A 24,257-nucleotide genomic window follows, 5' to 3' on the forward strand; every position below is an offset into this window, starting at 1 on the left:
TTCTAGATAGGAATAAACTTGGGAGAAGATTCTGTTCTCGGTTTTCATCTTGTAGGGATTCTTGCTTTTTCCCTATCTACCCAGATATTTTTCTTTTTGGCAACCCTTGTCTTGTCAGGCTTTGACCCACTTGTGTCCGTCAGTCAGGTTTGAGGCTTTCACATAACAGTACTTGTCTTTGTATTGAAAAATGTGTCCGTCAGTCAGACCGATCGCTCTTGCTGCTGAGTGGCTGAAGTTATTCTTAATCTTCGGGTGTGATAGTCGTGATATTTTTTCTCCAAAGTTTTGAAACTGCGCGGCAGAATTTGAATAGCATTATTCATGACTCGATCAATTTTAATCTCCGAGCGATATTTGCGAAAAGAAGCAGGTAAATTCCTTAACTGTTCCTGCACTTCTGCTATCACTAATTTCTCAACAAAATTGAGAGAAGGTTGGTTCATGAAGCAATTTTTTAGCGATCAAAAACTGATTCTATGTTAATACCGATCAATCAAGAATAGAGTGATATTCTCCCGTCGCAATGGTGATTTAACTCACCGTTTTATCCATGCTGATGGCCAAATACCGCCAATTTCGAGACCAGCTAGACCACTAGAAGCATTTATAATGGTTTTACCACGACTATCAGCCAATTTTATCGACAATTTACCTTTGAGGGTATCTTGACAAGCAAAACAGAGACCTTTTTCTGTGGGTACACGCACGCGATCGGGAGGATGATCACTGATCCCGATTAAGACAATGGTATAATCCTCGTTGGTTGCCCTCATTTCCCAGTATCCCCAGGGTTGCACTGTCCAAGTTAGTTGAGAATCCCAGATATCAAACTTATAAAAGCGATTTTGGCAGTGAATACCGATAATTCCCACCGATTCCGTCCAGTGGAGAACTTTCCGGGTAGAACCCACTGCGGTTAAGGTTAAATCGGGATTTTCAGGGAAAGCATTACAATTAATCCAAAACCACTTTTCGGGGAAAGAATAACCCCAATTTTTCTCGCTATAAAAAGGTACATTCTGAAATTGATAATTTTTTCCCCGATGGGTAATCATTCCCGTTGCTAAACCATGAGCAGTTAAAATCTGCCAACCCGGGTCAAAAATCGGTAAATAAGATAATATTCCTGCTGTTGCTTGGGGTGGACGCTTTTTATCTCCCCAAGTGTACCTAGTTTCAATGCGATAATCCCATTGACAGATTTCTCCAGTGACAGGATCATAAATTCGTCCTTGCTGCTGGTGTGCCGTTGCTTGATAACCTTCTCGAATAGACTCAAAAAAATCTAACGGAGAAAGCAGACGGGGACGGATTTTTAAGTTAGTTTTTCCCCAATGAATAATGGCTAATTCCTGATGACTTGCCCAAAATTTATCCGTATCGGGAAAAGTGCGACAAAGATAATTAGATTCTATGGCTAAAATTTGTAGCGCTCCGCCGCTATTGACTTGACCGCCGCTTGGGTCTTGAATAGAATACATAAAGGCGAATCCGTCGGCTAATTGCGGAATCATGACTCGGAAGTACCAACCTTCAAAGAATCGGGGAGTGATACCATCCCAATGGTAGCCAGAATGAGGGGGTTGTGAAGACATCTATGGGTTTATCTTTAGGTATTGATTTTGGCACGTCGGGAGCGCGAGTGATCGCTATTGATTCTAGCAAAAATATCGTCGCTGAGGTTCATTATCCCTTCACTAATGCCAATTTTCAGGATTGGCAAAAGGCCCTATTTTATTTATTGGATAATCTAGGGGATTCGGTGCGTTCAGAACTTAAATCGATCGCGATTAATGGTACTTCCTCGACGGTGTTATTATGTGATAATTGGGGTAATCCTCTTTCTGAGGCAATATTATACAATGACGGGCGAGGAATTGCGTTTTTAGAAGCAATTAAAGCTATAGCACCCCCTCACCATCCCGTAATTAGTGCCACCTCTAGTTTAGCTAAATTACTTTGGTGGAGTGAACAAGAAATTTTTTCGCAAGCGCGTTATTTTCTCTCGCAAGCGGATTGGTTAGCATTTCTCCTGCACGGTAAACTGGGAATTAGTGATTATCATAATGCCTTAAAGTTAGGTTATGATCTCGAAAATCTCTGTTATCCCCAATGGTTAGAGAATTTACCGATGTTTAATTTACTACCGGAAATTTTTGCTCCGGGTACAGCGATCGATACTATTAAACCAGATTTAGTGACTCGTTTTGCTATCCCGAAAGATTGTTTAATTTATACGGGAACCACCGACAGCATAGCGGCATTTTTAGCCAGTGGTGCTAATTCTTTAGGGGCTGCAGTGACATCTTTAGGTTCAACTTTAGTTTTAAAATTATTAAGTAGCCAGAAAGTTGATGATAGTAACTATGGCATCTATAGTCATCGTTTAGGAAATTTGTGGTTAACTGGTGGGGCATCTAATACGGGGGGAGCGGTGTTAAAGAAGTTTTTTTCTCATGAAGAATTGAGAAATTATAGTTTAGCAATAGATGGAGAAAAAGAAAGTAATTTAGATTATTATCCCCTCCTAAAAGCCGGCGAGCGCTTTCCCATTAACGATCCTTTTTTACCCGCAAAACTGACTCCTCGCCCCGATAATCCTTTAGAATTTTTGCATGGTTTACTAGAAAGTATTGCCCGCATTGAAGCTTTAGGTTATCAGCGTTTACAGGAATTGGGGGCCAATAAATTAGAGCGAGTTGATAGTGCCGGTGGTGGGGCAAAAAATCCGACTTGGAGAATAATTCGTCAGCGTCATTTAGGGGTTCCCGTGCTTTTATCTCAACAGGAGCAAGCGGCCTATGGTACTGCCTTATTAGCACAGCAATCGGTTACGCTCTTGAAATAATCTCTTAACGGAGTCGGTCGTCAGGAGTCGGTCGTCGGTCGTCAGTATTCAGGAGATAGGGTGATAGGGTTTTGGGGTGATAGGGTGATGAGACAGCTTCCCCACTTCCCCATTTCCCCACACCCCACTTCCCCATTTCCCCATTTCCCCACTTCCCCACTTCCCCACACCCTTCGTTAATTAACCATAATAGGGTGGCTCATTACCCGGTTTCCATTTGATATTACAGCCTAAACTCGGTTTTTGCTCCGTCGGCACCGGTTGACCGGTTAAAACCTTGTCAATGGCGGTGCGCAGATCTTTGCCTGTGACTGGTATTCCATTACTAGGACGACTATCATCCAATTGACCGCGATAGACTAGAATGCGCTGACTATCAAAGAGGAAAAAATCGGGAGTACAGGCTGCCGTGTAAGCTTTCGCCACTTCTTGGCTTTCGTCGTAGCATAAATTGAATTTAAAGTCAAGAGTTATCGCCATTTTTTTCAAATTTTCTGGCGAATCATCGGGATATTTCTCCACATCATTAGAACTAATGGCGAGGATGCCCAGATTGGTGTTAGCATAATCGCGACCTAGACGGGTAAGTTCTTCTTGAATGTGTTTAACAAAGGGACAATGTTCACAGAGGAAGATGACTAACAGAGCGGTTTTAGCCGCAAAGCTGTCCAGAGAGATAGTTTCACCCGAAACCACATCGGGTAAGGCAAAACTGGGAGCTTTTGTCCCCAAATCTAACATTGTGGACTCGGTGCGTGCCATAAAGTTTATACTCTTTTCTATAGGGAGGACTGAGATTTTTATAGCATTTCATGCTTCATCGCGCAAACTTAAGACCTTAATCAGTATCAGTAAACAGTGAACTGATAAGTGATTGACCTATCTAAATTACTGGTTAGAGCTGCATCGGAGTGGGAAGTGGAGAGCGGTAGAAAAAAGCTGACTCCCGACTTGACGCTTGGCTCTTCTGGTTTCTGTGTGGAAACGAGGTCTATACTGATACTTTCTTCCGCAAAATAGCCCTAAAAGTCTTGCCCGATAAGCATTTCACGATTCCATAAGCAAAAATTATCACACATAACTTTACTTTTGTCCAACTACTTAGAGGTTTTATGGCGTTTATTCTCATCAAAGGTAAATTTACCCCACAATTCGGTCAACCCGATGGGGATTCGGTACGTTTTTTGGCAAACAATCGTCGCCTATTATTTGAATTAGAAGGTCGAAGACCGAATATTTCTCCTGATAACGGCACTGTGCAGTTACGTTTCGAGGGTATCGACGCAATCGAAAAAGGAGCAATTAAACCTTTATCGACTCAAGCTAAAGAGAATATGCTCGATTTAATCGGTTACGATCAAAATAATAATCCCACCCCCAAGGGCTATATTCTAGCGCGCATGGTAGATGACGGTTCTGGTCGTCCGATTTGTTTTGTTTTCGCAGGAAATACCGAGCGAGAAGATGGGGATGAAGTATTTTTAGATGCTAAACTACTGAAAAATTCCGTCAACTATCGGCAGGTACTAGAGGGTTATGCCTACCCTTTATATTACAATACGCTTTTTACCCAATTGCGACAAGAATTCAACAAAGCTTTAGCCGTGGCTAAGAAAGATAAAAAAGGTTATTGGCCTAGTGATAAAACTTTAACGGGAGTTACTGTTAAAAATAAGGATGACTTGAAAACAATCGCTCCAATTTGGCCAAAATTATGGCGGCGATTGGAGGAGTATTTTCGTTCAGCAGATTCTTTAGCGGGATTTATCGAGTTTCTCGAGATTAAAAATGAGAGAATCGATATTCTTTCAGAAATGGAGGAAAGAGGACTGCAAGATATCATCGCCGTTCAGGGAGATATTGTGAAACTTACCGAATCTCCTGAAAATATTCGCGTAGTCGGTAAAGCCGGTCGTCGCAGCCGTTAAATCAGCAAACATACTCCTTAATCACTATCTAGTTCGCTTGTATAAATAAGGGTTGAATGGTACTCAACCCCTCTTTCTTTCCTCCCCGTTTATGTTGACTCTAATCTCGGAATTTAGCAACGGTTTTCTTACCTTAAATCCCAGAATTAACCGACTGAAACTGATCTGCCCAATTTTCGATCACACGCTGACTTTCGCGAGCAATAACTAAGGCATTATCGGGGACATTTCTAGTGATAGTTGAACCAGCGGCCACGGTGACATTTTTTCCTAATTCTAGAGGAGCCACTAAAACACTATTTGCCCCGGTTTTTGTGCCACTGCCGATCATAGTTTGGTGTTTTTTCACACCATCGTAATTAGCAGTAATTGTTCCCGCACCAACGTTAACTTTTTCCCCTAAAGTGGCATCTCCCAGATAGGATAAATGGGCAATATTGGTTTTATTGCCGATGTCACTTTTTTTAATTTCAACAAAATTACCGACTCGACAATTAGCCCCAATTTTCGCTTCTCCGCGCAAATGAGCGTAGGGACCGATGCGACAACCAGAATCCACCTGACTATCAGAAATCACCGAAAATAAGACCGTTACATCGCTGCCTATCCGACTATTTTCGATTAAACTCCCCGGACCTATACGACAACCAGAAGCGATTATCGTCTCACCGCGCAGATGGGTTTGGGGTTCGATAATCACATCGGCACTGAGGGTGACAGTATCCTCAATGGTGACACTATCGGGGTCAATTATGGTGACTCCAGCGGCCATCCAATCATCTTTGACTCTAGTTTGCAGGATATCATAGGCGGCGGCCAATTGTTTGCGATCGTTAATGCCGCTAATTTCTAAACAGTCCTCCACATCCACAGCCATGACGGGATCGAGAAAATTGACCACATCCGTGAGATAATACTCACCTTGATCGTTATTGGGCGTTAAATTAGGCAGTATCGCCGCTAATCTTGACCAATTAAAGCAGTATATACCTCCATTAATCCGGTGGTTTTGTCGTTGGGCATCGGTACAGTCTCTTTCCTCGACAATCTGCTTAACGAGATTATTGCCATCACAAAAAACTCGACCGTAACCTTTCGGGTTAGGGAGGTTAGCAGTTAAGAGGGTGGCAGCGTTACCATGGTTTTTATGAATCTGGAGAAGATTTTGCAAGGTTTCGGGACGCAACAGGGGAACATCGCCATTTAAGACCAACAAATCCCCCTGAAAGTCCTCTAAATGGGGGATTAACTGCTGAATAGCATGGCCAGTGCCTAACTGTTCCTTTTGTTCAACAAATTCGATATCCTCAAGATGCTGTAGATTATTTCGCACCTGTTCCCCTTGATAACCGATAATCACCAGTTTTCGCCGGGGATGTAAGGATTCGCTGACATTAAGCACCCGTTCCACTAGCGAGCGACTGCCGAGGGGATGTAAAACTTTCGGAAGGCTGGACTTCATTCGGGTTCCCTTACCCGCTGCTAAAATTGCTACCGCTACCATGGTCATGCTTGCCAATATCGTTCGCGACTGAGTATATCGCACTCCGATCCCCTTGGTTGCAAGAATTTTTCCCCTCTTTGATCCTGTGCCAGTTGAGAAACTACCATAAAAAGGTTTTCTTTAAGACATTGTTAAGGTACTATATACAAATTGAAACAATTAAACATAATCAGCACTCTATAGATACCGCTATGACAACTGTACTAACTAAGGAATCCTCCGCCATGAAACAGATTCGCACCACCTACCAAGCTGACCAACAGGTGAAATACCTGCATCTAGAAGCGGAAATCGAGGTACTGCTGCAACAACTGCAAAACCTCAAGCGCAAAAACCAAGAGAATCAACACCTAAATTAAAGAAAATTTCCCTAAGAATTCTCAAATCCCACCCTCTGATCGGCGAGAAGGTGGGAAAATGTTTTTTGAGAATTCCAGATAGGTGTAGATTAATGATCAATTTTACCTTACAGCAAGCCTTCGCCCGTCGTCATGCCCTGAAAGTGATTAGTGGGTTAAATAATTTCGATCGCTCGCAGGTTCTCTCAGTAGTTAAAGCCGCTACAGCCGGAGGAGCAACTTTTGTCGATATTGCCGCTAATGCTGACCTAATTCGGACGGTAAAAGCCTTGACAAATTTACCCGTGTGTGTATCGGCCGTCGAGCCAGAATTGTTGGTGATGGCAGTGGACGCGGGAGCCGATTTAATTGAGATCGGTAATTTCGATAGTTTTTATGCCCAAGGACGCATTTTTGAGGCGGCGGAAGTTTTAGCCCTAACCCGTCAAACTCGCGACTTACTGCCCGAAATTACCCTGTCTGTGACAGTTCCCCATCTGCTGCCCCTCGATGAACAGGTGAGACTAGCGGAAGCTTTAGTTAGTCAGGGTGCTGACATTATTCAAACCGAAGGCGGCACTAGCAGTCAACCCCGTCACGCCGGTATTTTGGGACTGATTGAAAAAGCCGCCCCGACTTTAGCGGCAGCCCACGCTATTTCCCATGCGGTGAAGGTTCCCGTCCTCTGCGCTTCCGGTTTATCCATTGTCACCGCTCCTATGGCGATCGCTGCTGGAGCGGCCGGTATCGGTGTTGGTTCGGCGATCAATCAATTGGATAATGAAGTGGCTATGGTGGCAGCTGTGCGCGGTTTAGTCGAATCTCTGCAAGCACAACCGGTCCATATTGGCAACTAGAACAATTTTTGTCTAGATACGACGGAGAAGGGTCCGTTTTCCCTTCTCTTTTTCCCTTTGTCACCAGTTATCAGTTACCAGATGTGAGTTTTCAGTTATCAGATGTGAGTTAAGCTGTACTGAATTTAAACCGCGTCTTGGAAATTTTAGTACAAATGCTCAAACTGCTTCTCCCTGCTCCGCAGCTCCGGCGCTCCCCTGCAATCTTAACGAGCAATTTAGATATAGCGTTTTTCAGTCTGCTGAGGTACAAAAGTTATGGGTTTTAGGCACTCATGCAAGAGGGAAAAGGCAAAAGGGAAGAAAAATAGGTGTACCTCACTAGCTTAGGAAACGCTATAGTCAACAGCTTATCAGTTCACTGATTACTGCTCACTGATTACTGATTACTGATTACTGATTACTGATTACTGATTACTGATTACTGATTACTGATTACTGCTCACTGATAACTGATAACTGATAACTGAAAAGCCCCAACCCCATCAACTGTGGTAAAATGCCCTATGGCTCAAAACATTAGAGATAGAAGCACTCCACCATGATTCGAGATATCTTCATGCCCGCGCTCAGTTCCACCATGACCGAAGGAAAAATAGTTTCTTGGGTGAAGTCCCCCGGGGAAAAAGTCAGCAAAGGGGAAACGGTGTTAGTGGTCGAATCCGACAAAGCCGACATGGACGTGGAATCGTTTTATGATGGCTATCTCGCTGTAATTTTAGTCGAAGCTGGCCAAGAAGCACCCGTAGGAGAAGCGATCGCCTATATCGCCGAAACTGAAGCGGAAATTGAACTGGCCAAAGCTCAGGGAAAAACCGCCGCAGTCGCCCCTAGCAAGCCCGTAGAGACCCCAGAAATCGCTCCGCCTCCCGTTTCGATCCCCGTCGCCGCCGTTAAAGAAAATGGCCGTTTAGTCGCCTCTCCCAGGGCCAAAAAACTGGCTAAAGAATTAAAGGTGGATCTGAAAACCCTAGTGGGTAGCGGTCCCCACGGACGAATTACCGCCGAAGACGTAGAAAAAGCGACAGGAAAAGTCAGCACCGCCCCCGCTCCCGTCATTACTCCTCCGCAACCCGTCAGCGTGCCTGTAGCGGCTCCTAAAGCCCCGATTCCAACCAGCGCCCCGGTCGGTCGGACTGTTCCCCTCACCACTCTGCAAAAAGCCGTCGCTCAGAATATGTCGGTTAGCCTACAGGTTCCCACCTTCCAAGTGGGCTACACTATCACCACTGACCCACTGGATCAACTCTATCAACAGCTAAAATCTAAGGGTGTCACCATGACGGCCCTGTTAGCAAAAGCGGTAGCCAACACCCTCGCTAAACATCCTATAGTTAATGCCAGCTATAGCGACGCAGGAATCCAATACCACGGGGCGATTAACGTGGCCGTAGCTGTGGCTATGCCTGGTGGTGGCTTAATTACGCCGGTTTTGCGCTCTGCTGACCAGATGGATATCTATTCCCTCTCCCGCAGTTGGAAAGATTTAGTTGATCGCGCCCGCACTAAACAACTGCAACCAGAAGAATATAATAGTGGTACTTTTACCATTTCTAATCTGGGAATGTTCGGAGTCGATCGCTTTACCGCTATCTTACCCCCCAACCAAGGTGCAATCCTGGCCGTGGGTGCTTCCCGTCCCCAAATCGTCGTCAATAAAGATGGTTTATTCGGAGTGCAAAAACAGATGACGGTTAATCTCACCAGTGACCACCGAGTCATCTACGGGGCCGATGCTGCCTCCTTTCTGCAAGACTTGGCTAAACTGATCGAAACTGAGGTGCAGTCCTTAACTATGTAATCAGAATCTAGACAGCAGGAGCCAAGGGAGTTTCTCTCTAGCTCCTGCTTTGTTGTTACTAAAAAAATGTAAAGAATTAGCTAAAATAGGTTTAACCTTATCTATCACCCCAAACTATCGCCCAAACAAGGCCAAAAAAAGTGTTAATCTCAGGGAACTTTAAGATCTAAGCCAATATCGGTAAATTAACCCTCGATCTCGCCCTATATATTAAGCCTACACTAATTCGTATTCCCACGACCTAACGCCTACCCATAGGAAAAAATGATCACAGAGAATAGTCGCTTACGTTCAGAATTTTTAAATACACAGGTTATCACTCGCAATACAGGCAAAAAACTCGGCGTTGTTAAAGATATCCTAGTAGATATCGATCAACGAGAAGTGGTTGCCCTAGGACTCCGCGATAATATCCTCTCCCTGTCGGGAATGCCTCAATATATGTATTTATCGAGCATCAGTCAGACGGGAGACGTGGTTCTCGTTGAAGATGATAACGTCTTGGAATCCGTCGATATCGATGCTTATACTCCCTTAATCGGTAGTGAAGTGATCACGGAAACCGGCGAACCTTTAGGCAAAGTCCGCGATTATCAATTTGATCCCCTTAGTGGTCAATTACATTCCATTGTCATCGCTTCCCTGGGATTGCCTCTTATCCCCGAACAATTGATCAGTACCTACGAAATTGCCATTGAAGAAGTGGTTAGCAGCGGTCCGAATCGCTTAATTGTCTTTGAAGGGGCCGAAGAACGTCTCACGCAGGTTAGTGTGGGGGTTTTGGAACGTTTGGGTATTGGTCGTCCCCCCTGGGAAAGAGAAGAGGAAGAAGCTTATTATACTCCCGCTGCTCGTCCGGAAAATCAGTTAGGTACGGGTATTCCCCTCCGCACTCCCGTTGAGGCCGCTAAACCCGTTGAAGAACGCTGGAGTGAAGACGAATGGGAAAAAGAACCCCTGCGCGCCACTCCCCCACCGCAAAAACGGGCCGAAGCTCGTTATTATGAGGAAGAATACGAGGAAGAAGAAGATAACTGGGGAGAAGCGCGCTCAGAACGCACAGAAAGCTTTTCTCGTCCTCAGTACGACGATTACGAGGATAAGGCCGAGGATGATATGTGGGATGATGATGTGGAACCGGATTACAATCCCCCCCGCATCAATATCACCGAGAAGAAAAAGGAAAGAATCCCCGAATACGAAGACGGTTAATCTTTGGTCATCCCCCTATCCATTAGTTACATATTTCTTAACATAAAATTTGACAAAAAAAGAAAAGTGTGCTATGTGGCTCAAGGGGGTTCTCTGGGGGGACTAAATACTTTTGCTATCACTTCGAGTGCAGTGATTTGTCAGACCTTACAGATGTTCAATGAACTCTTCAACGGTGACTTGGGCTTGTTTCAGAATTCCACTTAATGTACCAACCTTCAATTCCTGATGTACAGGGACAACACAACCAATTTTGCCCTCTTCGGTTTCTTTCTTCATCACAACATGGCTACCTGTTTGACGAACTTGCTCGAAGCCTAAGCGTTCAAGAGATCTAACTGCCTCCCGACTAGAGATTCGTGGCAGCTTAGGCATAACTAACCTCAATACTGGTCACAAATCTAGGGGATGTTTCTGGTAAGGTAAATTCCTCTAGGTAAAGCCGTGTGGCTTCTTTCAATCCAGCAATCGCCTGCTCAATTGTTTCTCCTTGATCTACTGTACCAACTTCTGGACATTCAGCAATGTACATATTATCTTCTTTGTACAAAATAACAGTAAAGATGCGATTTTTCATGGTGTCTTATCATCTCAGGCTTACTCTGAAAATCATAACATAACTGTTTCCTAATCGTTTGGTTAGAAAATAGTTAGGTTTCCTGATCATTGACCCAACTCAAGCTTTTTGAAAAACTCTATAAGATATTAGGTTATTAGTAATTAATCCAATATTGTCCCACCTTCCTAGAATTGAGTGAGAAGATTGTGCAAAAACAAGCGTAGAGTTGATTAATCATTGAAATAAATTTGCCCCAATCAAACCGACTCGATGAACTGCTCGATGTCCGATTCTTACGAACCAAATTTGAGCATAGGTCAATCGGGCTAAAAGTTGATCGGAAGCTGTGAGGCTGTCTTTTGCTACTTCAAAAGCCCCTGTTTCAATATCTATGGCTACAATCTTCCCATGATTGCCTTCCTCGACTTGGGGGCGCACCTGAGATTGATAAATCTCTTTACCACGTCGAGCGAATTCTTCTTTGCTGTAGCGGAGTTGATTAACTGTCATTGTCCTGACCCCGTTGCCACTTTTGCCCCTCCATTTTAACCTAAACATTGGCAATCTTCGCTAACATTTCTCAACTAAGCCCACAAGAGCGGCATCGCATTTAGACTCACAGTTTCAATCAATGTGCATGGTGCGTTCCCCAAAAATCTATTGGTGGAGCGGTAGAAGTTGCATTTGGGGAACGCACCCTACAAGATTGCGATCGCACTAAATATCACTTATTTTTGATATAGGTATCATTTTAGTATCACCAGTAACTTTATCGCGTAAAGTACAGTAAAAACCAATACCTTCTACGAGCATAGCATGATGCTCTATCATACCTTCAAGTCTCGATATATCATCCCACAGTTGTTCTTGGTTTGTATTGTTAAATTCAATATGACCCTTTTTAGTATAAGGATTTAACTCGTGCAACCAATTGTGCAAATTTTGATAAATACTGATGAGTTCATCATATGTTAGGCATTTCGCTGGAATACCTTCTATCACTACATTTACATTATGCTGAATTTTTTCTTCTTGATTAGCCTGCCTAATGCTCGAAGGATTTTGTAAGGCATTAATTCCTTGCTTTTTTAAGGTTTTGAAAATTTTTTCTGCATTATACTGACCTTTTGCATCTTTAGGAACTGATTTAAGACTATTATCAACAGCTAACAAGCATGAAAAGGCAATAGCTTCAATTATCTTTCGACCATGGAATGCAACAGTTTCTGATAAATAAAAATCATCCTTTCCTAAGGATTTTATCTTATCAATCACATCTAGTCTTTTCCTGACTATAGCCATCAAATCAATATATTTATCTGGAATATTGTTCATTCTGGTATTCTATCCTAACTACATATTATAGGTCAACTTTCCGCACAACACTCTCCAGAGCAACAATATGGGTCAACTTTCTGCATAACACTCTCCAGAGCAACGATATGGGTCAACTTTCTGCATAACAATTTCCAGAGCAACGATATAGGTCAACTTTCTGTATATCACCCCGTTCTGTAACATAAAATACTTAATTTGTCAATAGGTAGTAATATTTAATCTGCTTATACTTCGAGTTTTGGTCTGAAAATGGGCGATCAATCCCACATTCCGCACCCTCAACTGTCACATAATACTAAATCGGTTGAGCAACGCACAGAAAACGGGTTTCTCCGAGAAACCCGTTTTCTGCTCATGCACTCATGCAAAAAGGGAGAATAAATAATCAGTCTTTAATAACCGGATTTAGGATTATTTAACCTTTAATCAAGGCTATCACTGGGGCCACCAATCTTCGATCACCTGCGCGATAGTATAGGGACAAAACTCTGGAAAAATGCTAAGGATTAAACCCGTTTGTCTGGCGGCTTCTCGACGCGCTCTGGTATATTCCTTATCCAAAATTTGCGCGGGATAACCGCGTAGACTGGGACTATCCTCTAATTTGCGACGAATTTGCGATCGCCCATCATTGATGGAATCCAGCCAACTATCGGAGTGCCGTTGGGGTTGATATTGCCACTTGAGCAGATGAAGCAAAATTCGCTCCATTTGAGAACCAATCGCACTGCGTTCACTTTTCCCCAAATCCTCGATTTCCTCGATTAAATGCTCCCAGTCAATGGCATCCCAGCGTTGTTCCCGCAAAAGTTGAGCCGTATCCCGGGCCCAGAGAATTAAATCGCAATTGTAGGTGGTTGGCATAACCGGTTCCCTGTTTTTCAAGCTTTTCGGGTGGGATTGTGGGGTTAATTCTGTTAGGTTAACGATCCGGCGTTTTCTTAATGATAACTGATTACTGTCAGAGGTAAGGTCAAAAAGCCTGTGAACCCTGTATCAATAACAGCATCAATTACCTGCCTCTGTTTACTCTCATTGCTTACGACTAACCGAAGCGTTGCCTCGCAGTTTTGATCAACAATTCCGTTCATCATAAAGTTAAAGCAGACGACCTACACCAAAGCGGTGAACGCCTTTATACCCAATTCGGACACGCCAGATTTGAGCATCAGGGTTTCGTTCAAGCAATCGATTAGAAGCAGTTATTGTGTCATTGGCAAGCTCAAAAGCACCTGTTTCAATATCTATGGCTACAATCTTCCCATGATTGCCTTCCTCGACTTGGGGGCGCACCTGAGATTGATAAATCTCATTACCACGTCGAGCGAATTCTTCTTTGCTGTAGCGGAGTTGATTAACTGTCATTGTCCTGACCCCGTTGCCACTTTTGCCCCTCTATTTTAACCTAAACATTGGCAATCTTCGCTAACATTCGCCAACTTAGCCCACAAGAGCGGCATCGCACTTACAGCTTCAATCAATGAGCATGGTGCGTTCCTCAAAAATCTATTGGTGGAGCGGTAGAAGTTGCCTTAGGGAACGCACCCTACAAGATTGCGCTCTGCTACGCAGTGCCTTTGGCATCGCACTATATTAATCTGTGAAGTTACACAGCAACAGGCAACTTTGAAAATTCACCAATATTTCAGCTAACGGTGAAGTTAGGTTAAGCGAGTTTGCAAGAAAAGAAGTCGAATTATTGAACCGATTTGATTCATTGAAGTCTACTTATTAAATCACCACGTCGAAATGTTGCAGATAGCTGCTGCAAGGAAATCTCTTGTTCTCCATAAAGATCCTGAAGTGCCTGTTTAATATCCTGTAATGAAGCATTAAAGTAACTCTCCCCATTTTGATCAATAAGCATTTGGGCTGATTGAAAATTTTGATGACTAATGTCTTTCATCTGAACTTTCATATCAGCCAAAAGTTTTTGTCCCATCTGCATTGCAATAAAGCAGGAAGCATAGCGGACAAAATCTGGGTCAGTAGACTCAGGTCTTTTGCGGCGGTTTTCTGCAATTCTGTAAAGCTGGACAGCTATTACGATTTGCGCTCCATTTAATTGGTCAGTAAAGATTGTATCATACAGTTTCCCAAAATGTTCACGAGAGAAAAACTTTGCTTGATGAGGTTTTCTTCGCCAAACGGATAATACTGCCTCAGCAGCTACTCCTGAAGTAATATCAGCAGAGCGAGTAGGAGTATTGGAACGTTTAGTCCTGTAGTTAAATCCTAATTGCTCAATATCCTTTTCCAATATTTTCTGGCGCTCATCATTAGCACGTAAATCTTTGAGATCTACTGGATTTTGGCTATTGGTTGCGTAGGTAATTCTTTGAACTAAACCTTCATTTTCACGAGGCAATTGATAGAGTCTTAAAAGAACAAAAGCTTGGGCATTTTGATGAATTAAATCTGGTTCTCGCAAGGTTTTAAATATGGTCATACACGTTTGACCACCGTTAATGATTTGTAAATTCTCAACACGCACTTTGTAATCGCCATCTTGCAATGCGTTGTATGAGAAACTATCACAAATCAACGTGACCCCGTTATTATAAAAGTAAAAATTGTTTTTTTCATCGCTAGTTAAAGTATGACGGATACCCTCATTTACGCGATTTCCTTGTAAACCCAAGTAGCGACGAATATTGCGCTCTAATAAACGTTCTCCATGTCGCTCTATAAGTGTGGCAATTTCTGTCACCGAAATTCTACCCAACAGTACTCGGCTAAACTCCATATCTTCCACAATAGCTTTGCCACTTAGCTGCAAAGTATCTTTTACGGGTTTAGAAGCTTGAAGAATTTTGACTAAACGCTCGTGATTAACATATTCCCATGTCACCTGATCTCCAAACTCAGCACGATCAATAGCCTCTTGAGCAGATAAATTCCATTTCAGCCCATTGTTGCAAGCTATTATCCGAACTTGGGGAATATAGCCATCCCGGATTAGGCTACGAGCTTCTTCCACTTTCACAAGCAGTCGTTGATTAATATGTTCTAGTTTGGCTGCTGGATTAAATAAGTAATTAATTGCGTTTATTAAACTTTTTATACCTTCTTCAGGAAAGTTAGAGTTTCCTTCTAGGTTGTTCTTATATTTTGCCTGAAATAAACTAACTGTAAATTCACCGTCATATTCTTCTGAGATATGTATAGCATCTACTCCAAAGTCACCACCTCCTTCTGTTAAGCAATCAAAAACATCATCTCCATCTAAATCTAAAATGGTTTTAACGCACAGATATACAAAAGCCAAAGACTTAAGCCGGCCTTCATCTGTGATTCGTAGTTCTTCAGAAGCTTTTTGACGAATGTCGTTGCTAACTGATACCAAGCGTTGGTCGATGATGGATATATTAATATTCATGTACTTATTTAACGAACATATTTAAATAGCTTATTTTATTGTGCCTAACTACATATTATACGAAAACTTTCTGCATAACAGTCTCCAGAGTAACGATCTGGGTCAACTTTCTGTATATTACCCCGTCTTACAACATATATACTAATTTGTCAATAGGTAGTAATATTTAATCTGCTTATACTTCGAGTTTTGGTCTGAAAATGGGCGATCGATAGAGCAGCAATTATTTTAGGTTGGGTTAACCCAAGGAAACCCAACAAAGAGTAACCTTTGGGGTGGTTGGGTTGCGCTTTTTCAAGCGAATTGAGCTATTTTTGCCCCAGTATTGTTTCGCTCAACCCAACCCACGAAGCGATGCGCCCTGCTACGCAGTGCCTTCGGCATCGCACTAACCAATAACCTCAATGGTCCGGTGCATTGGGGTTGTTAGGTTCGCGATCGCCATGACTTTGGATCACGCCGACCATGAAAAATTGCGGTCACAACGACCCGACTTGAAATCACTCGATAGTAGACAGCATATGGGAATCGTCTGATGACTGCTCGTCGAATGTCCAGATAAACGATTGCATAAGACTCTGGCATCATGCCGATCTGATTGAGTAAGTCATCTACACAATCAATAAATTCATCACCCAAACCAGCTTGTTGACTCTCATACCAATCATAGGCATCGCTGAGGTCGTCACGGACTTCTGGACGAAATACCAGTACATACTTCATGCTTGCTTTCTGACTGATGCTTTCATCTCTTCCCAGGTGAGGACGTTATCGGGATCATTATTATGACCCTCAATCCGCTGATCGAGTTCGTGTTTTTGCGCCTCGGTTAAATCAGGATACACCTGTTCCACTGCAATACTGTCCCAAATCGCTTGAACCAGAAGGATTCTATCCTCAACACTTAAAGTTGTAATTTCATTTAGTGTAGCCGCGATATCCATACAGACAAGCTCCCGATTCAGATTGAGCGAGTAGTTCTAACAAGTTGTCATGGGTTCGGACTTGAAGCGTTAGTTTAGGCATACATAGTGATGACTCAAATACTAAGCGACCTAACTACATATTATAGGTCAACTTTCTGCATAACACTGTCCAGAGTAACGATATGGGTCAACTTTCTGTATATCACCCGTTCTTCTACAACATATATACTAATTTGTCAATAGGTAGTAATATTTAATCTGCTTATACTTCCAGTTTTGGTCTGAAAATGGGCGATCAATAGTCAAGCGATCGAGAGATGGGGATGACCACGACCCTAGGGGATTATGCAACGGTGAACAACTTATCGGCAGGTTTCCAGGGGACCAAAACCATAATCCGGGAGATTCCGGGCATCTCCGCAAGTCAGCTGAGACCGATTGACCCCAGAAAAAATCTTCAGCCCTATAACCACTATAACTAATAGCCGCTCCCCAATAACTGATCACTGAGAGACAGCTAAACTAAAAAGCCGTGCTAAAATCAGCATATCTAGGGTCGCTTGTGTAGGTGATGGATAGGCTATGTTTGAAAGATTTACGGAAAAAGCCATTAAAGTAATCATGCTCGCCCAAGAAGAAGCCCGCCGCCTTGGCCATAACTTCGTGGGAACAGAGCAGATTTTACTAGGACTAATTGGAGAGGGAACGGGAGTTGCCGCCAAAGTCCTCAAGTCCATGGGTGTCAATCTCAAAGATGCGCGCGTGGAGGTGGAGAAAATCATCGGTCGCGGTTCCGGATTCGTAGCCGTGGAAATTCCCTTCACCCCCAGAGCCAAACGAGTTTTAGAACTCTCCCTCGAAGAAGCCCGTCAACTGGGCCATAACTATATTGGCACAGAACACCTCCTTTTAGGACTAATTCGCGAAGGGGAAGGTGTGGCCGCTAGGGTTCTGGAAAATCTCGGGGTGGATCTCTCAAAAGTTCGCACCCAAGTGATCAGAATGTTAGGGGAAACCGCCGAAGTGGCCGCCGGTTCATCTTCCCAAGGTCGCACTAAAACCCCCACTCTTGATGAATTCGGTTCCAATCTCACCCAAATGGCCGGCGAGGGTAAACTCGATCCCGTGGTCGGCCGACAAAAGGAAATCGAGCGCGTTATCCAAATTCTCGGTCGTCGTACCAAAAATAACCCAGTCCTGATCGGGGAACCGGGGGTAGGTAAAACAGCGATCGCAGAAGGATTGGCCCAACGCATCGCTAACAAGGATATTCCCGACATTCTCGAAGAAAAACGGGTTGTCACCCTCGATATCGGCTTGTTAGTGGCGGGAACCAAGTATCGCGGCGAATTTGAGGAACGCCTCAAAAAAATCATGGACGAAATTCGCCAAGCGGGTAACGTCATCCTTGTGATCGATGAGGTTCACACTCTCATCGGTGCTGGGGCTGCCGAAGGGGCGATCGATGCGGCCAATATTCTCAAACCGGCTTTGGCCCGGGGAGAACTGCAATGTATCGGGGCGACGACCTTGGATGAGTATCGCAAACATATCGAACGGGATGCGGCTCTAGAAAGACGTTTTCAACCGGTTATGGTCGGTGAACCCTCCGTAGAAGAAACGATCGAAATTCTCTACGGTCTCCGGGAACGCTACGAACAGCACCACAAATTAAAAATCTTAGACGAAGCACTAGAAGCGGCGGCGAAATTGTCCGATCGCTACATTAGCGATCGCTTCTTACCGGACAAAGCGATCGATTTAATCGATGAAGCTGGTTCGAGAGTGCGCTTGATTAATTCCCAATTGCCACCGGCAGCCAAGGAATTAGATAAAGAACTGCGGCAAATTCTCAAACAAAAAGATGACGCGGTGCGCGGTCAAGACTTCGAGAAAGCCGGGGAATTGCGCGATCGGGAAATGGAAATCAAAACCCAGATCCGGAATCTCGCTTCCACCAAAAAAGGCGAAGATGGCAACGATGAACCCTTTGTGGATGCGGAGGAAATCGCTCACATCGTTGCTTCTTGGACTGGGGTTCCCGTCAATAAACTGACCGAAACCGAATCCGAGAAACTGCTGCACATGGAAGATACCCTGCATCAGCGTCTCATCGGTCAAGAGGACGCAGTAAAAGCGGTGTCCCGTGCCATTCGTCGCGCTCGCGTCGGTCTAAAAAATCCCAACCGTCCCATTGCTTCCTTTATCTTCTCCGGTCCGACGGGGGTAGGTAAAACCGAGTTAACTAAAGCTCTGGCCGCTTATTTCTTTGGTTCCGAAGATGCGATGATCCGTCTCGATATGTCGGAATACATGGAACGGCACACGGTTTCTAAGTTAATCGGTTCGCCTCCGGGTTACGTTGGTTACAACGAAGGGGGACAATTAACGGAAGCGGTGCGTCGTCGTCCTTATACGGTGGTGCTATTCGACGAAATCGAAAAAGCTCACCCCGATGTCTTCAATATGCTTCTGCAAATCCTTGAAGATGGACGTTTGACCGATGCTAAAGGTCGCACGGTGGACTTTAAAAATACCCTGTTGATCATGACCTCGAACATCGGTTCTAAGGTGATCGAGAAGGGTGGCGGTGGTTTAGGTTTCGAGTTTGCCGATAATCAGGCCGAGGCCCAGTATAATCGCATTCGATCGCTGGTTAATGAGGAATTAAAACAGTATTTCCGCCCTGAATTCCTCAACCGTCTTGATGAGATTATTGTCTTCCGTCAACTCAATAAGGAAGAAGTCAAGGAAATCGCCGAAATCCTGCTCAAGGATGTGTTTAAACGTCTGACAGAACAAAATATTACTTTGTCTGTCACTGATAAGTTTAAAGAACGCTTGATCGAGGAGGGTTATAATCCGGCCTATGGCGCTCGTCCCTTACGTCGTGCGATTATGCGTCTGTTGGAAGATGTTCTGGCTGAGGAAATTCTCTCCGGACGGGTTTCTGATGGCGATACGGCCATGGTCGATATCGACGAAGAAGGTAAGGTGAAAGTAATTTCCGGTGAAAGACGTGAGTTAATCGCTCCCGTGATTGAATAACTTCTCACTGGAATTAGTTAAATAAAAGGTGGGCTTTTTGCTCACCTTTTCTCGTAAAAATAGGGGAAAAAAGTGCGATGAAAGTTTGGGTTGTGGGCTGTGTTTTGTTATTTTTGTTGGTGGAATTTTATCAGTGGGCAAAGGGGTTTATTTTACCTTTACCTCTCTATATTTTTGCTGGAGCTTTGCTATCGATCGCTTCTAATTATTCTCAAGATATGAGCAATTTATTTGCTAGAAATGAACAGGTTTATCAAACTGCTAGTTTAAGTGATATTCCTGACATTTTGACGGCAGAAACCGCAATTACCAGCCTAGAAGCGGCAGCAGCGGAGGATAGTAAAAAGCGGTGTCGCTGAATCAAGACATGAAGACTAAATTGTGCCTCCTATCCACAAGTTACCTTAGTGCTAGGTTTTAAAAATTGCCGAGAGGACAATTGATACTTAAAATCAGCAACGCCCGATAACTTTTCAAACAGATACTAAAAATAGATGATCATGAAAACAGTCACAAAAGTAGCTCTTATTGCCCTACTCTGGATAACAATAATCAATCCTGCCAACTTACCTCCAGATACCGATGTTAGGCTAAGAATGGCCCATGCCCTGTGGACAGGAACTGAGGAGGTTTCTTTACCCCCAAATTATCGTCCTTCCTCTCGATTAGACCGTGTTGGTGTTTTAGGAGTAGATGGAAAACGATATGAACATTATGATATGGGACAATCTTTATTAATGTTGCCCGCAGATTGGATTGGCACTCAACTCTCTAAAGTTTTTCCTAGTATTAAGCCTTATTTATTACGAGAATTTGCGGTTAGTTTTCTTGTAGTTATCCCTCTAAATGTATTAGTTGTTCTCTCTTGTTATTGGTTACTTAGACTATTTGATTTTCAGGAGAAAATTGCGGCATCTGCTAGCTTGATTTGGTTGCTAGGTACTACCGTTCTCCACTATGCACAAACTTTTCAACAAAATAATCCAGTCCTACTTTGTGTGATTTTAGGTTATGCTTGTGCTTTAGCTTATATTAAAACTAACAAAGTACCTTATGTTTTTTTGAGTGGATTGGCAATCGGAGCAGCTATTATAATTCGCTCGACAACTATCATTTATGCTCTCACAGTTTTTGGGTTTCTAATTAGCTGTCTAATTTATAAAAATTTCAAGCTGAATCAAATCTTTAAGACAGCCATACTCTGGAACTTCGGCTTATTTCCCTTCTTTTTTATGAGTAGATTATTTAATTACTTACGCTTTGGGGATTTTTGGACAACGGGAACATCCTTACTCATGGAGCAAATCCGCAATGGAGCAATCTTTTCAGGGTTGCCAGAATTGCCCCCTAATTATCCTCTCATACACCCTCCCTACGTTGGTATTCTCGGCGTTCTCTTCTCACCAGCTAAAAGTATATTTATTTACGACCCCTTTCTTTTACCGTGTTTAGTATTGGGGATTATTTTATTTAACAAATTAACACCTTATATACGAATATATTTTATTTCCTCAATTTTTGCACTTATCTTTCATATTATCTTAACCAGCAAACTGGATTTCTGGCATGGAGATGGTTCTTGGGCTGCTCGTTATCACGTTACCTCAGTTCAGCTACTACTTCTCCCCTTAATAGCTTTGCTAATCTTAGAGATGTTATCGGTTAATCGGCTCAAACGATGGTTAATTAGCAGCTTGGTTGTTCTTTCCATTTTGGTTCAATTTACTTCTCTTGTCTTTGACCCTAGTGTAAATAGTGGTGTGGTCATCTTTGCAGAACCAAAAAGTTTTTTGAGGTTTCGTTTAGCTGAACGTATCGACAGTGTTAGTTGTTTAATTGGTCTTTCTCGATCCCAAAGTTGCTTAACTGAGGAAAAGTACAGTAAGTCCGCTCTCGCCGGTAGAAAGTACAGTAAGTCGGATCTCGCCAGTAGGGTGTATTTCTGGCCCCTTAAATCCAACAAAGCGCAAGGATTGCTCTGGAAAATTTGGGGATTCCTCTTGATCACAGCTTTGATCAGCACTCTACTTTTCCTAGTGATTGGGTAGTAGTGATGGAAACTTAATACCTTGCTTGTCCCTTACGTCGTGCGATTATGCGTCTGTTGGAAGATGTTCTGGCTGAGGAAATTCTCTCCGGACGGGTTTCTGATGGGGATACGGCCATGGTCGATATCGATGAGGAAGGTAAGGTGAAAGTTATTTCGGGGGAAAGACGCGAGTTAATCGCTCCCGTGATTGAATAAATTCTCACTGGAATTAGTTAAATACAGGGGGGGCTTTTTGCTCACCTTTTCTCGTAAAAATAGGGAAAAAGTGCGATGAAAGTCTGGATTGTGGGTTGTGTTTTGTTATTTTTGTTGGTGGAATTTTATCAGTGAGCCAAGGGGTTTATTTTACCTTTACCTCTCTATATTTTTGCTGGAGCTTTATTATCGATCGCTTCTAATTATTCTCAAGATATGAGCAATTTATTTGCTAGAAATGAACAGGTTGATCAAACTGCCAGTTTAACTGATATTCCTGACATTTTGACGGCAGAAACCGCAATTACCAGCCTAGAAGCGGCAGATCAGAAGATCGTAAAAAGCTATCAAATTAGGCGGTTTTGTAGAATTGCCATGTCATAACTAACCTGAGTTCAGGATAAGCCGAAACCCTAATTTTACCTTAGCCAGTCAGCCCTATTCTTTCCTGGAAGTCAACAATACTAAGGCGTGCGTCATCCTGAATGCTGTACTCGCTACCGAAAGCGATTTGTAAGAATAAGATACTGTACAAAATAGAGAATACGATGCTGAGACTGAACCAGAAGGTTCTGGAAAGCATCAATTCTCTTAGAGGAGTTAAATCTAAAAAATACGAGTTCTTTGTCTGCATAACTACCTTGACGTTTTATCCAAGTATTTTACATTTAATACCAGGGTGAGCGCATCTCAAACGCTATTGATAATTAGCCACTTTTGTGATCTGCTTGCTGTGTGGGCATTTCAAGTGATACCAGTCAATCAGAATAGTTACGAAATCTTAACATTGGGTCGATTTTTGCTTAACAATTGAGATGGCAAATTCTCCTCAAATATGCCTGAATGTACCTCTGGGTAAGCAACTCACATAAAGTTCATTTTGTCAAGGATTGTTAAGATGCGCTTACCCTGTATTAGTCATTAATACGTCTAGCTAATAATACTAAATTGGAAGGCATTCCCAGCGCCCAGATGGTTTCGACTCTAATACTGAAATTGTCTCCTAAAGCTTGTTTAGCTAAGTTTAATAATTCGGCTCTACCCAGTAGGTTTAAATTATCTTCCTTAGCCCAGAAGGATAACCCGACTATATTTAATAGAAACCGATGCCAAGATTTAGGTAACCAATGGATTAGGGGAAGTTTAGTATGAAATTCTAGCCAATGCCAACGATTGGGTGTAGTTAAGAATATTTTACTAGCAACTCTGGCACACTCTCGAATATGTTCAACCTGTAAATGAGTCGAACCACAATGTTCTAAAACTGCGCTAGAGGTGGCTACATCAAACTCACACTCCTTAGCAAGAATTGGGCGATGAAATCCATTGGGGCTTAAAATTTTGGCAAAAGGAAACACTTGGCTCAGGGAAGAAATGTCTTCTGGGGAAGAGAGGGCGACAGTTAACCCTGCTTCATGAAACCAGGGAATCATACAGTTACTGTCTATCCTCTCCACATCTGGAGTAGAACCAATATCAATAATACTTTCTCCTGCCCGTAAATCGAGTTTGTTCATAGCTAAATCAAACATCTTACGGCGAGCTTCTACACTTAAGCGTTCTTGAATCCCTGTTAACCAATGTCCACGATTAAAATAGTCAATGCCTTGATTCATAATATATTTGTTTACATAGTTGGGTATCTCGAAAAATTGATAGCCCAAGGACTGTTATAGTATAATAAGTAAGAACAGCAAGTCAAGCGAACAAATGCTCTTGCCAGAATCACCCAGGGTAAGAGCATCTCAATTAGGCTTGACAAAAGGCTTTCAGCACAGCCATCATATAGTTATTATCCATGGCCGCCCGTTGACTTTTTTGTGCCAGACTACGTCGGTAAGTGGATTCTTGGTTAAGAGCGTTAAGTGCTACTCGTCTCAAGAATGCAAAATTACGAGGGCTGTGGCCTGAGCGAATCCGACATTGATCCTCATTAAAAGTAACATCTAAAATCCAATGAGCCTGATTTTCAATGCTCCAATGTTTACGAATAGCATTACCTATTTTTTGAGCATCAGCAGGGAGAGAACTGAGATAAAATTGGACTTCACAAGTGGTTTTATGACCAGGATGACGAACTCGTTTAACTATGATAATACTTTGAATTCCTTGCCATTGAGCCTGTTGATAAAGACCGCCGAAAGCTTCTAAGGGTACAGCCCAACACCAACGTTTTTCGAGGCGATGATGACCTTTTTCCAGACGGTAATCATAACTAAATTGAATACCATCAAATTGATGTGCTTGAGCTTGCTCAAACCAGTTTTTGAC

Annotated in this window: 24 protein-coding genes and 3 pseudogenes; 11 read left to right on the forward strand and 16 right to left on the reverse strand. The window is 43.0% G+C overall.

Annotated features, from left to right (window positions below):
* Positions 1-203: 203 nt before the first annotated feature.
* Both EWV66_RS08640 and EWV66_RS08645 read right to left on the reverse strand, forming a co-directional pair.
* Positions 204-446, reverse strand: coding sequence for a hypothetical protein (locus EWV66_RS08640; RefSeq protein WP_249264876.1), 243 nt, complete (start codon positions 444-446; stop codon positions 204-206).
* 93 nt (positions 447-539) lie between these two features.
* Positions 540-1,598: a tocopherol cyclase family protein gene (locus EWV66_RS08645; RefSeq protein ID WP_052275579.1), complete on the reverse strand. Its 1,059-nt coding sequence runs from the start codon at positions 1,596-1,598 to the stop codon at positions 540-542.
* A gap of 2 nt (positions 1,599-1,600) precedes the next feature.
* Between EWV66_RS08645 and EWV66_RS08650 the strand changes: the two genes are divergently transcribed.
* Positions 1,601-2,851, forward strand: coding sequence for an FGGY-family carbohydrate kinase (locus EWV66_RS08650; protein ID WP_052275578.1), 1,251 nt, complete (start codon positions 1,601-1,603; stop codon positions 2,849-2,851).
* Positions 2,852-3,031: 180 nt separating this feature from the next.
* Here EWV66_RS08650 and EWV66_RS08655 read toward each other — a convergent pair whose 3' ends face one another.
* Complete coding sequence (locus tag EWV66_RS08655; protein ID WP_072925656.1) at positions 3,032-3,613, reverse strand: thioredoxin family protein; 582 nt, start codon at positions 3,611-3,613, stop codon at positions 3,032-3,034.
* A gap of 350 nt (positions 3,614-3,963) precedes the next feature.
* On the opposite strand from EWV66_RS08655, the gene EWV66_RS08660 reads away from it, so the two are divergent.
* On the forward strand, positions 3,964-4,779 hold the full coding sequence (locus tag EWV66_RS08660; RefSeq protein ID WP_052275576.1) for a hypothetical protein: 816 nt from the start codon (positions 3,964-3,966) through the stop codon (positions 4,777-4,779).
* A 133-nt stretch (positions 4,780-4,912) separates the two neighbouring features.
* Here the strand turns inward: EWV66_RS08660 and glmU are convergent, their stop codons facing one another.
* Complete coding sequence (gene glmU / locus EWV66_RS08665) at positions 4,913-6,283, reverse strand: bifunctional UDP-N-acetylglucosamine diphosphorylase/glucosamine-1-phosphate N-acetyltransferase GlmU (protein WP_052275575.1); 1,371 nt, start codon at positions 6,281-6,283, stop codon at positions 4,913-4,915.
* 191 nt (positions 6,284-6,474) lie between these two features.
* On the opposite strand from glmU, the gene EWV66_RS08670 reads away from it, so the two are divergent.
* The 4 genes from EWV66_RS08670 (at position 6,475) to EWV66_RS08685 (ending at position 10,491) form a co-directional block, all read left to right on the forward strand.
* Complete coding sequence (locus EWV66_RS08670; protein WP_002756735.1) at positions 6,475-6,642, forward strand: hypothetical protein; 168 nt, start codon at positions 6,475-6,477, stop codon at positions 6,640-6,642.
* A gap of 92 nt (positions 6,643-6,734) precedes the next feature.
* Positions 6,735-7,478 (forward strand): DUF561 domain-containing protein, encoded by a 744-nt coding sequence (locus tag EWV66_RS08675; protein ID WP_002756734.1) that lies wholly within the window; start codon positions 6,735-6,737, stop codon positions 7,476-7,478.
* Between the two features lie 541 nt (positions 7,479-8,019).
* A complete protein-coding gene (locus EWV66_RS08680) occupies positions 8,020-9,279 on the forward strand; it encodes a dihydrolipoamide acetyltransferase family protein (protein ID WP_287107798.1) in 1,260 nt (419 codons plus the stop codon).
* A gap of 264 nt (positions 9,280-9,543) precedes the next feature.
* Positions 9,544-10,491, forward strand: coding sequence for a PRC-barrel domain-containing protein (locus EWV66_RS08685; RefSeq protein ID WP_287107799.1), 948 nt, complete (start codon positions 9,544-9,546; stop codon positions 10,489-10,491).
* A gap of 147 nt (positions 10,492-10,638) precedes the next feature.
* On the opposite strand, the gene EWV66_RS08690 is transcribed toward EWV66_RS08685, so the two are convergent.
* The 10 genes and pseudogenes from EWV66_RS08690 to EWV66_RS08730 all read right to left on the reverse strand — a co-directional run bounded on the left by EWV66_RS08690 (position 10,639) and on the right by EWV66_RS08730 (position 16,711).
* On the reverse strand, positions 10,639-10,866 hold the full coding sequence (locus EWV66_RS08690; protein WP_149987308.1) for a type II toxin-antitoxin system HicA family toxin: 228 nt from the start codon (positions 10,864-10,866) through the stop codon (positions 10,639-10,641).
* Positions 10,859-11,068: a type II toxin-antitoxin system HicB family antitoxin gene (locus EWV66_RS08695; RefSeq protein ID WP_002734849.1), complete on the reverse strand. Its 210-nt coding sequence runs from the start codon at positions 11,066-11,068 to the stop codon at positions 10,859-10,861. Before EWV66_RS08695 ends, EWV66_RS08690 begins: the two co-directional genes overlap by 8 nt.
* Before the next feature lie 216 nt (positions 11,069-11,284).
* Positions 11,285-11,560, reverse strand: coding sequence for a hypothetical protein (locus tag EWV66_RS08700; RefSeq protein WP_002801699.1), 276 nt, complete (start codon positions 11,558-11,560; stop codon positions 11,285-11,287).
* Positions 11,561-11,767: 207 nt separating this feature from the next.
* Positions 11,768-12,385: a hypothetical protein gene (locus EWV66_RS08705; protein WP_072925637.1), complete on the reverse strand. Its 618-nt coding sequence runs from the start codon at positions 12,383-12,385 to the stop codon at positions 11,768-11,770.
* Positions 12,386-12,823: 438 nt separating this feature from the next.
* Positions 12,824-13,252 (reverse strand): DUF29 domain-containing protein, encoded by a 429-nt coding sequence (locus tag EWV66_RS08710; RefSeq protein WP_072925634.1) that lies wholly within the window; start codon positions 13,250-13,252, stop codon positions 12,824-12,826.
* Between the two features lie 86 nt (positions 13,253-13,338).
* Positions 13,339-13,482: pseudogene (locus tag EWV66_RS24075) on the reverse strand (clan AA aspartic protease); the annotation flags it as partial.
* 4 nt (positions 13,483-13,486) lie between these two features.
* Positions 13,487-13,753: a hypothetical protein gene (locus EWV66_RS08715; protein WP_004160621.1), complete on the reverse strand. Its 267-nt coding sequence runs from the start codon at positions 13,751-13,753 to the stop codon at positions 13,487-13,489.
* 349 nt (positions 13,754-14,102) lie between these two features.
* A complete protein-coding gene (locus EWV66_RS08720; protein ID WP_185236928.1) occupies positions 14,103-15,767 on the reverse strand; it encodes an AIPR family protein in 1,665 nt (554 codons plus the stop codon).
* Positions 15,768-16,193: 426 nt separating this feature from the next.
* Positions 16,194-16,490: a type II toxin-antitoxin system RelE/ParE family toxin gene (locus EWV66_RS08725; RefSeq protein ID WP_052275568.1), complete on the reverse strand. Its 297-nt coding sequence runs from the start codon at positions 16,488-16,490 to the stop codon at positions 16,194-16,196.
* A complete protein-coding gene (locus tag EWV66_RS08730; RefSeq protein WP_008199613.1) occupies positions 16,487-16,711 on the reverse strand; it encodes an addiction module protein in 225 nt (74 codons plus the stop codon). The genes EWV66_RS08725 and EWV66_RS08730 overlap by 4 nt, the downstream gene beginning before the upstream one ends.
* A 564-nt stretch (positions 16,712-17,275) precedes the next feature.
* Here EWV66_RS08730 and EWV66_RS08735 point away from each other — a divergent pair.
* The 5 genes and pseudogenes from EWV66_RS08735 (at position 17,276) to EWV66_RS24080 (ending at position 22,342) form a co-directional block, all read left to right on the forward strand.
* Positions 17,276-19,741 carry an ATP-dependent Clp protease ATP-binding subunit gene (locus tag EWV66_RS08735; protein WP_002765002.1) on the forward strand — a complete coding sequence of 822 codons (2,466 nt, stop codon included), beginning with the start codon at positions 17,276-17,278 and terminating at the stop codon, positions 19,739-19,741.
* Positions 19,742-19,818: 77 nt separating this feature from the next.
* Positions 19,819-20,100, forward strand: coding sequence for a hypothetical protein (locus EWV66_RS08740; RefSeq protein WP_287107800.1), 282 nt, complete (start codon positions 19,819-19,821; stop codon positions 20,098-20,100).
* 141 nt (positions 20,101-20,241) lie between these two features.
* A complete protein-coding gene (locus EWV66_RS08745) occupies positions 20,242-21,789 on the forward strand; it encodes a hypothetical protein (protein ID WP_287107801.1) in 1,548 nt (515 codons plus the stop codon).
* 17 nt (positions 21,790-21,806) lie between these two features.
* Positions 21,807-21,986 (forward strand): annotated as a pseudogene (locus tag EWV66_RS08750) (ClpB D2-like domain containing protein); the annotation flags it as partial.
* Between the two features lie 75 nt (positions 21,987-22,061).
* Positions 22,062-22,342 (forward strand): annotated as a pseudogene (locus EWV66_RS24080) (hypothetical protein).
* Between the two features lie 558 nt (positions 22,343-22,900).
* Here EWV66_RS24080 and EWV66_RS08760 read toward each other — a convergent pair.
* Together EWV66_RS08760 and EWV66_RS08765 are read right to left on the reverse strand one after the other, a co-directional pair.
* Positions 22,901-23,602, reverse strand: coding sequence for a hypothetical protein (locus tag EWV66_RS08760; RefSeq protein ID WP_002756702.1), 702 nt, complete (start codon positions 23,600-23,602; stop codon positions 22,901-22,903).
* Positions 23,603-23,735: 133 nt separating this feature from the next.
* A partial coding sequence (locus tag EWV66_RS08765; protein ID WP_287107802.1) for an ISAs1 family transposase occupies positions 23,736-24,257 on the reverse strand: 522 nt, incomplete at its 5' end.

Origin of the sequence: Microcystis sp. M_OC_Ca_00000000_C217Col (assembly GCF_007095585.1) — a bacterium.
In the GTDB taxonomy this organism is placed as follows: domain Bacteria; phylum Cyanobacteriota; class Cyanobacteriia; order Cyanobacteriales; family Microcystaceae; genus Microcystis; species Microcystis panniformis.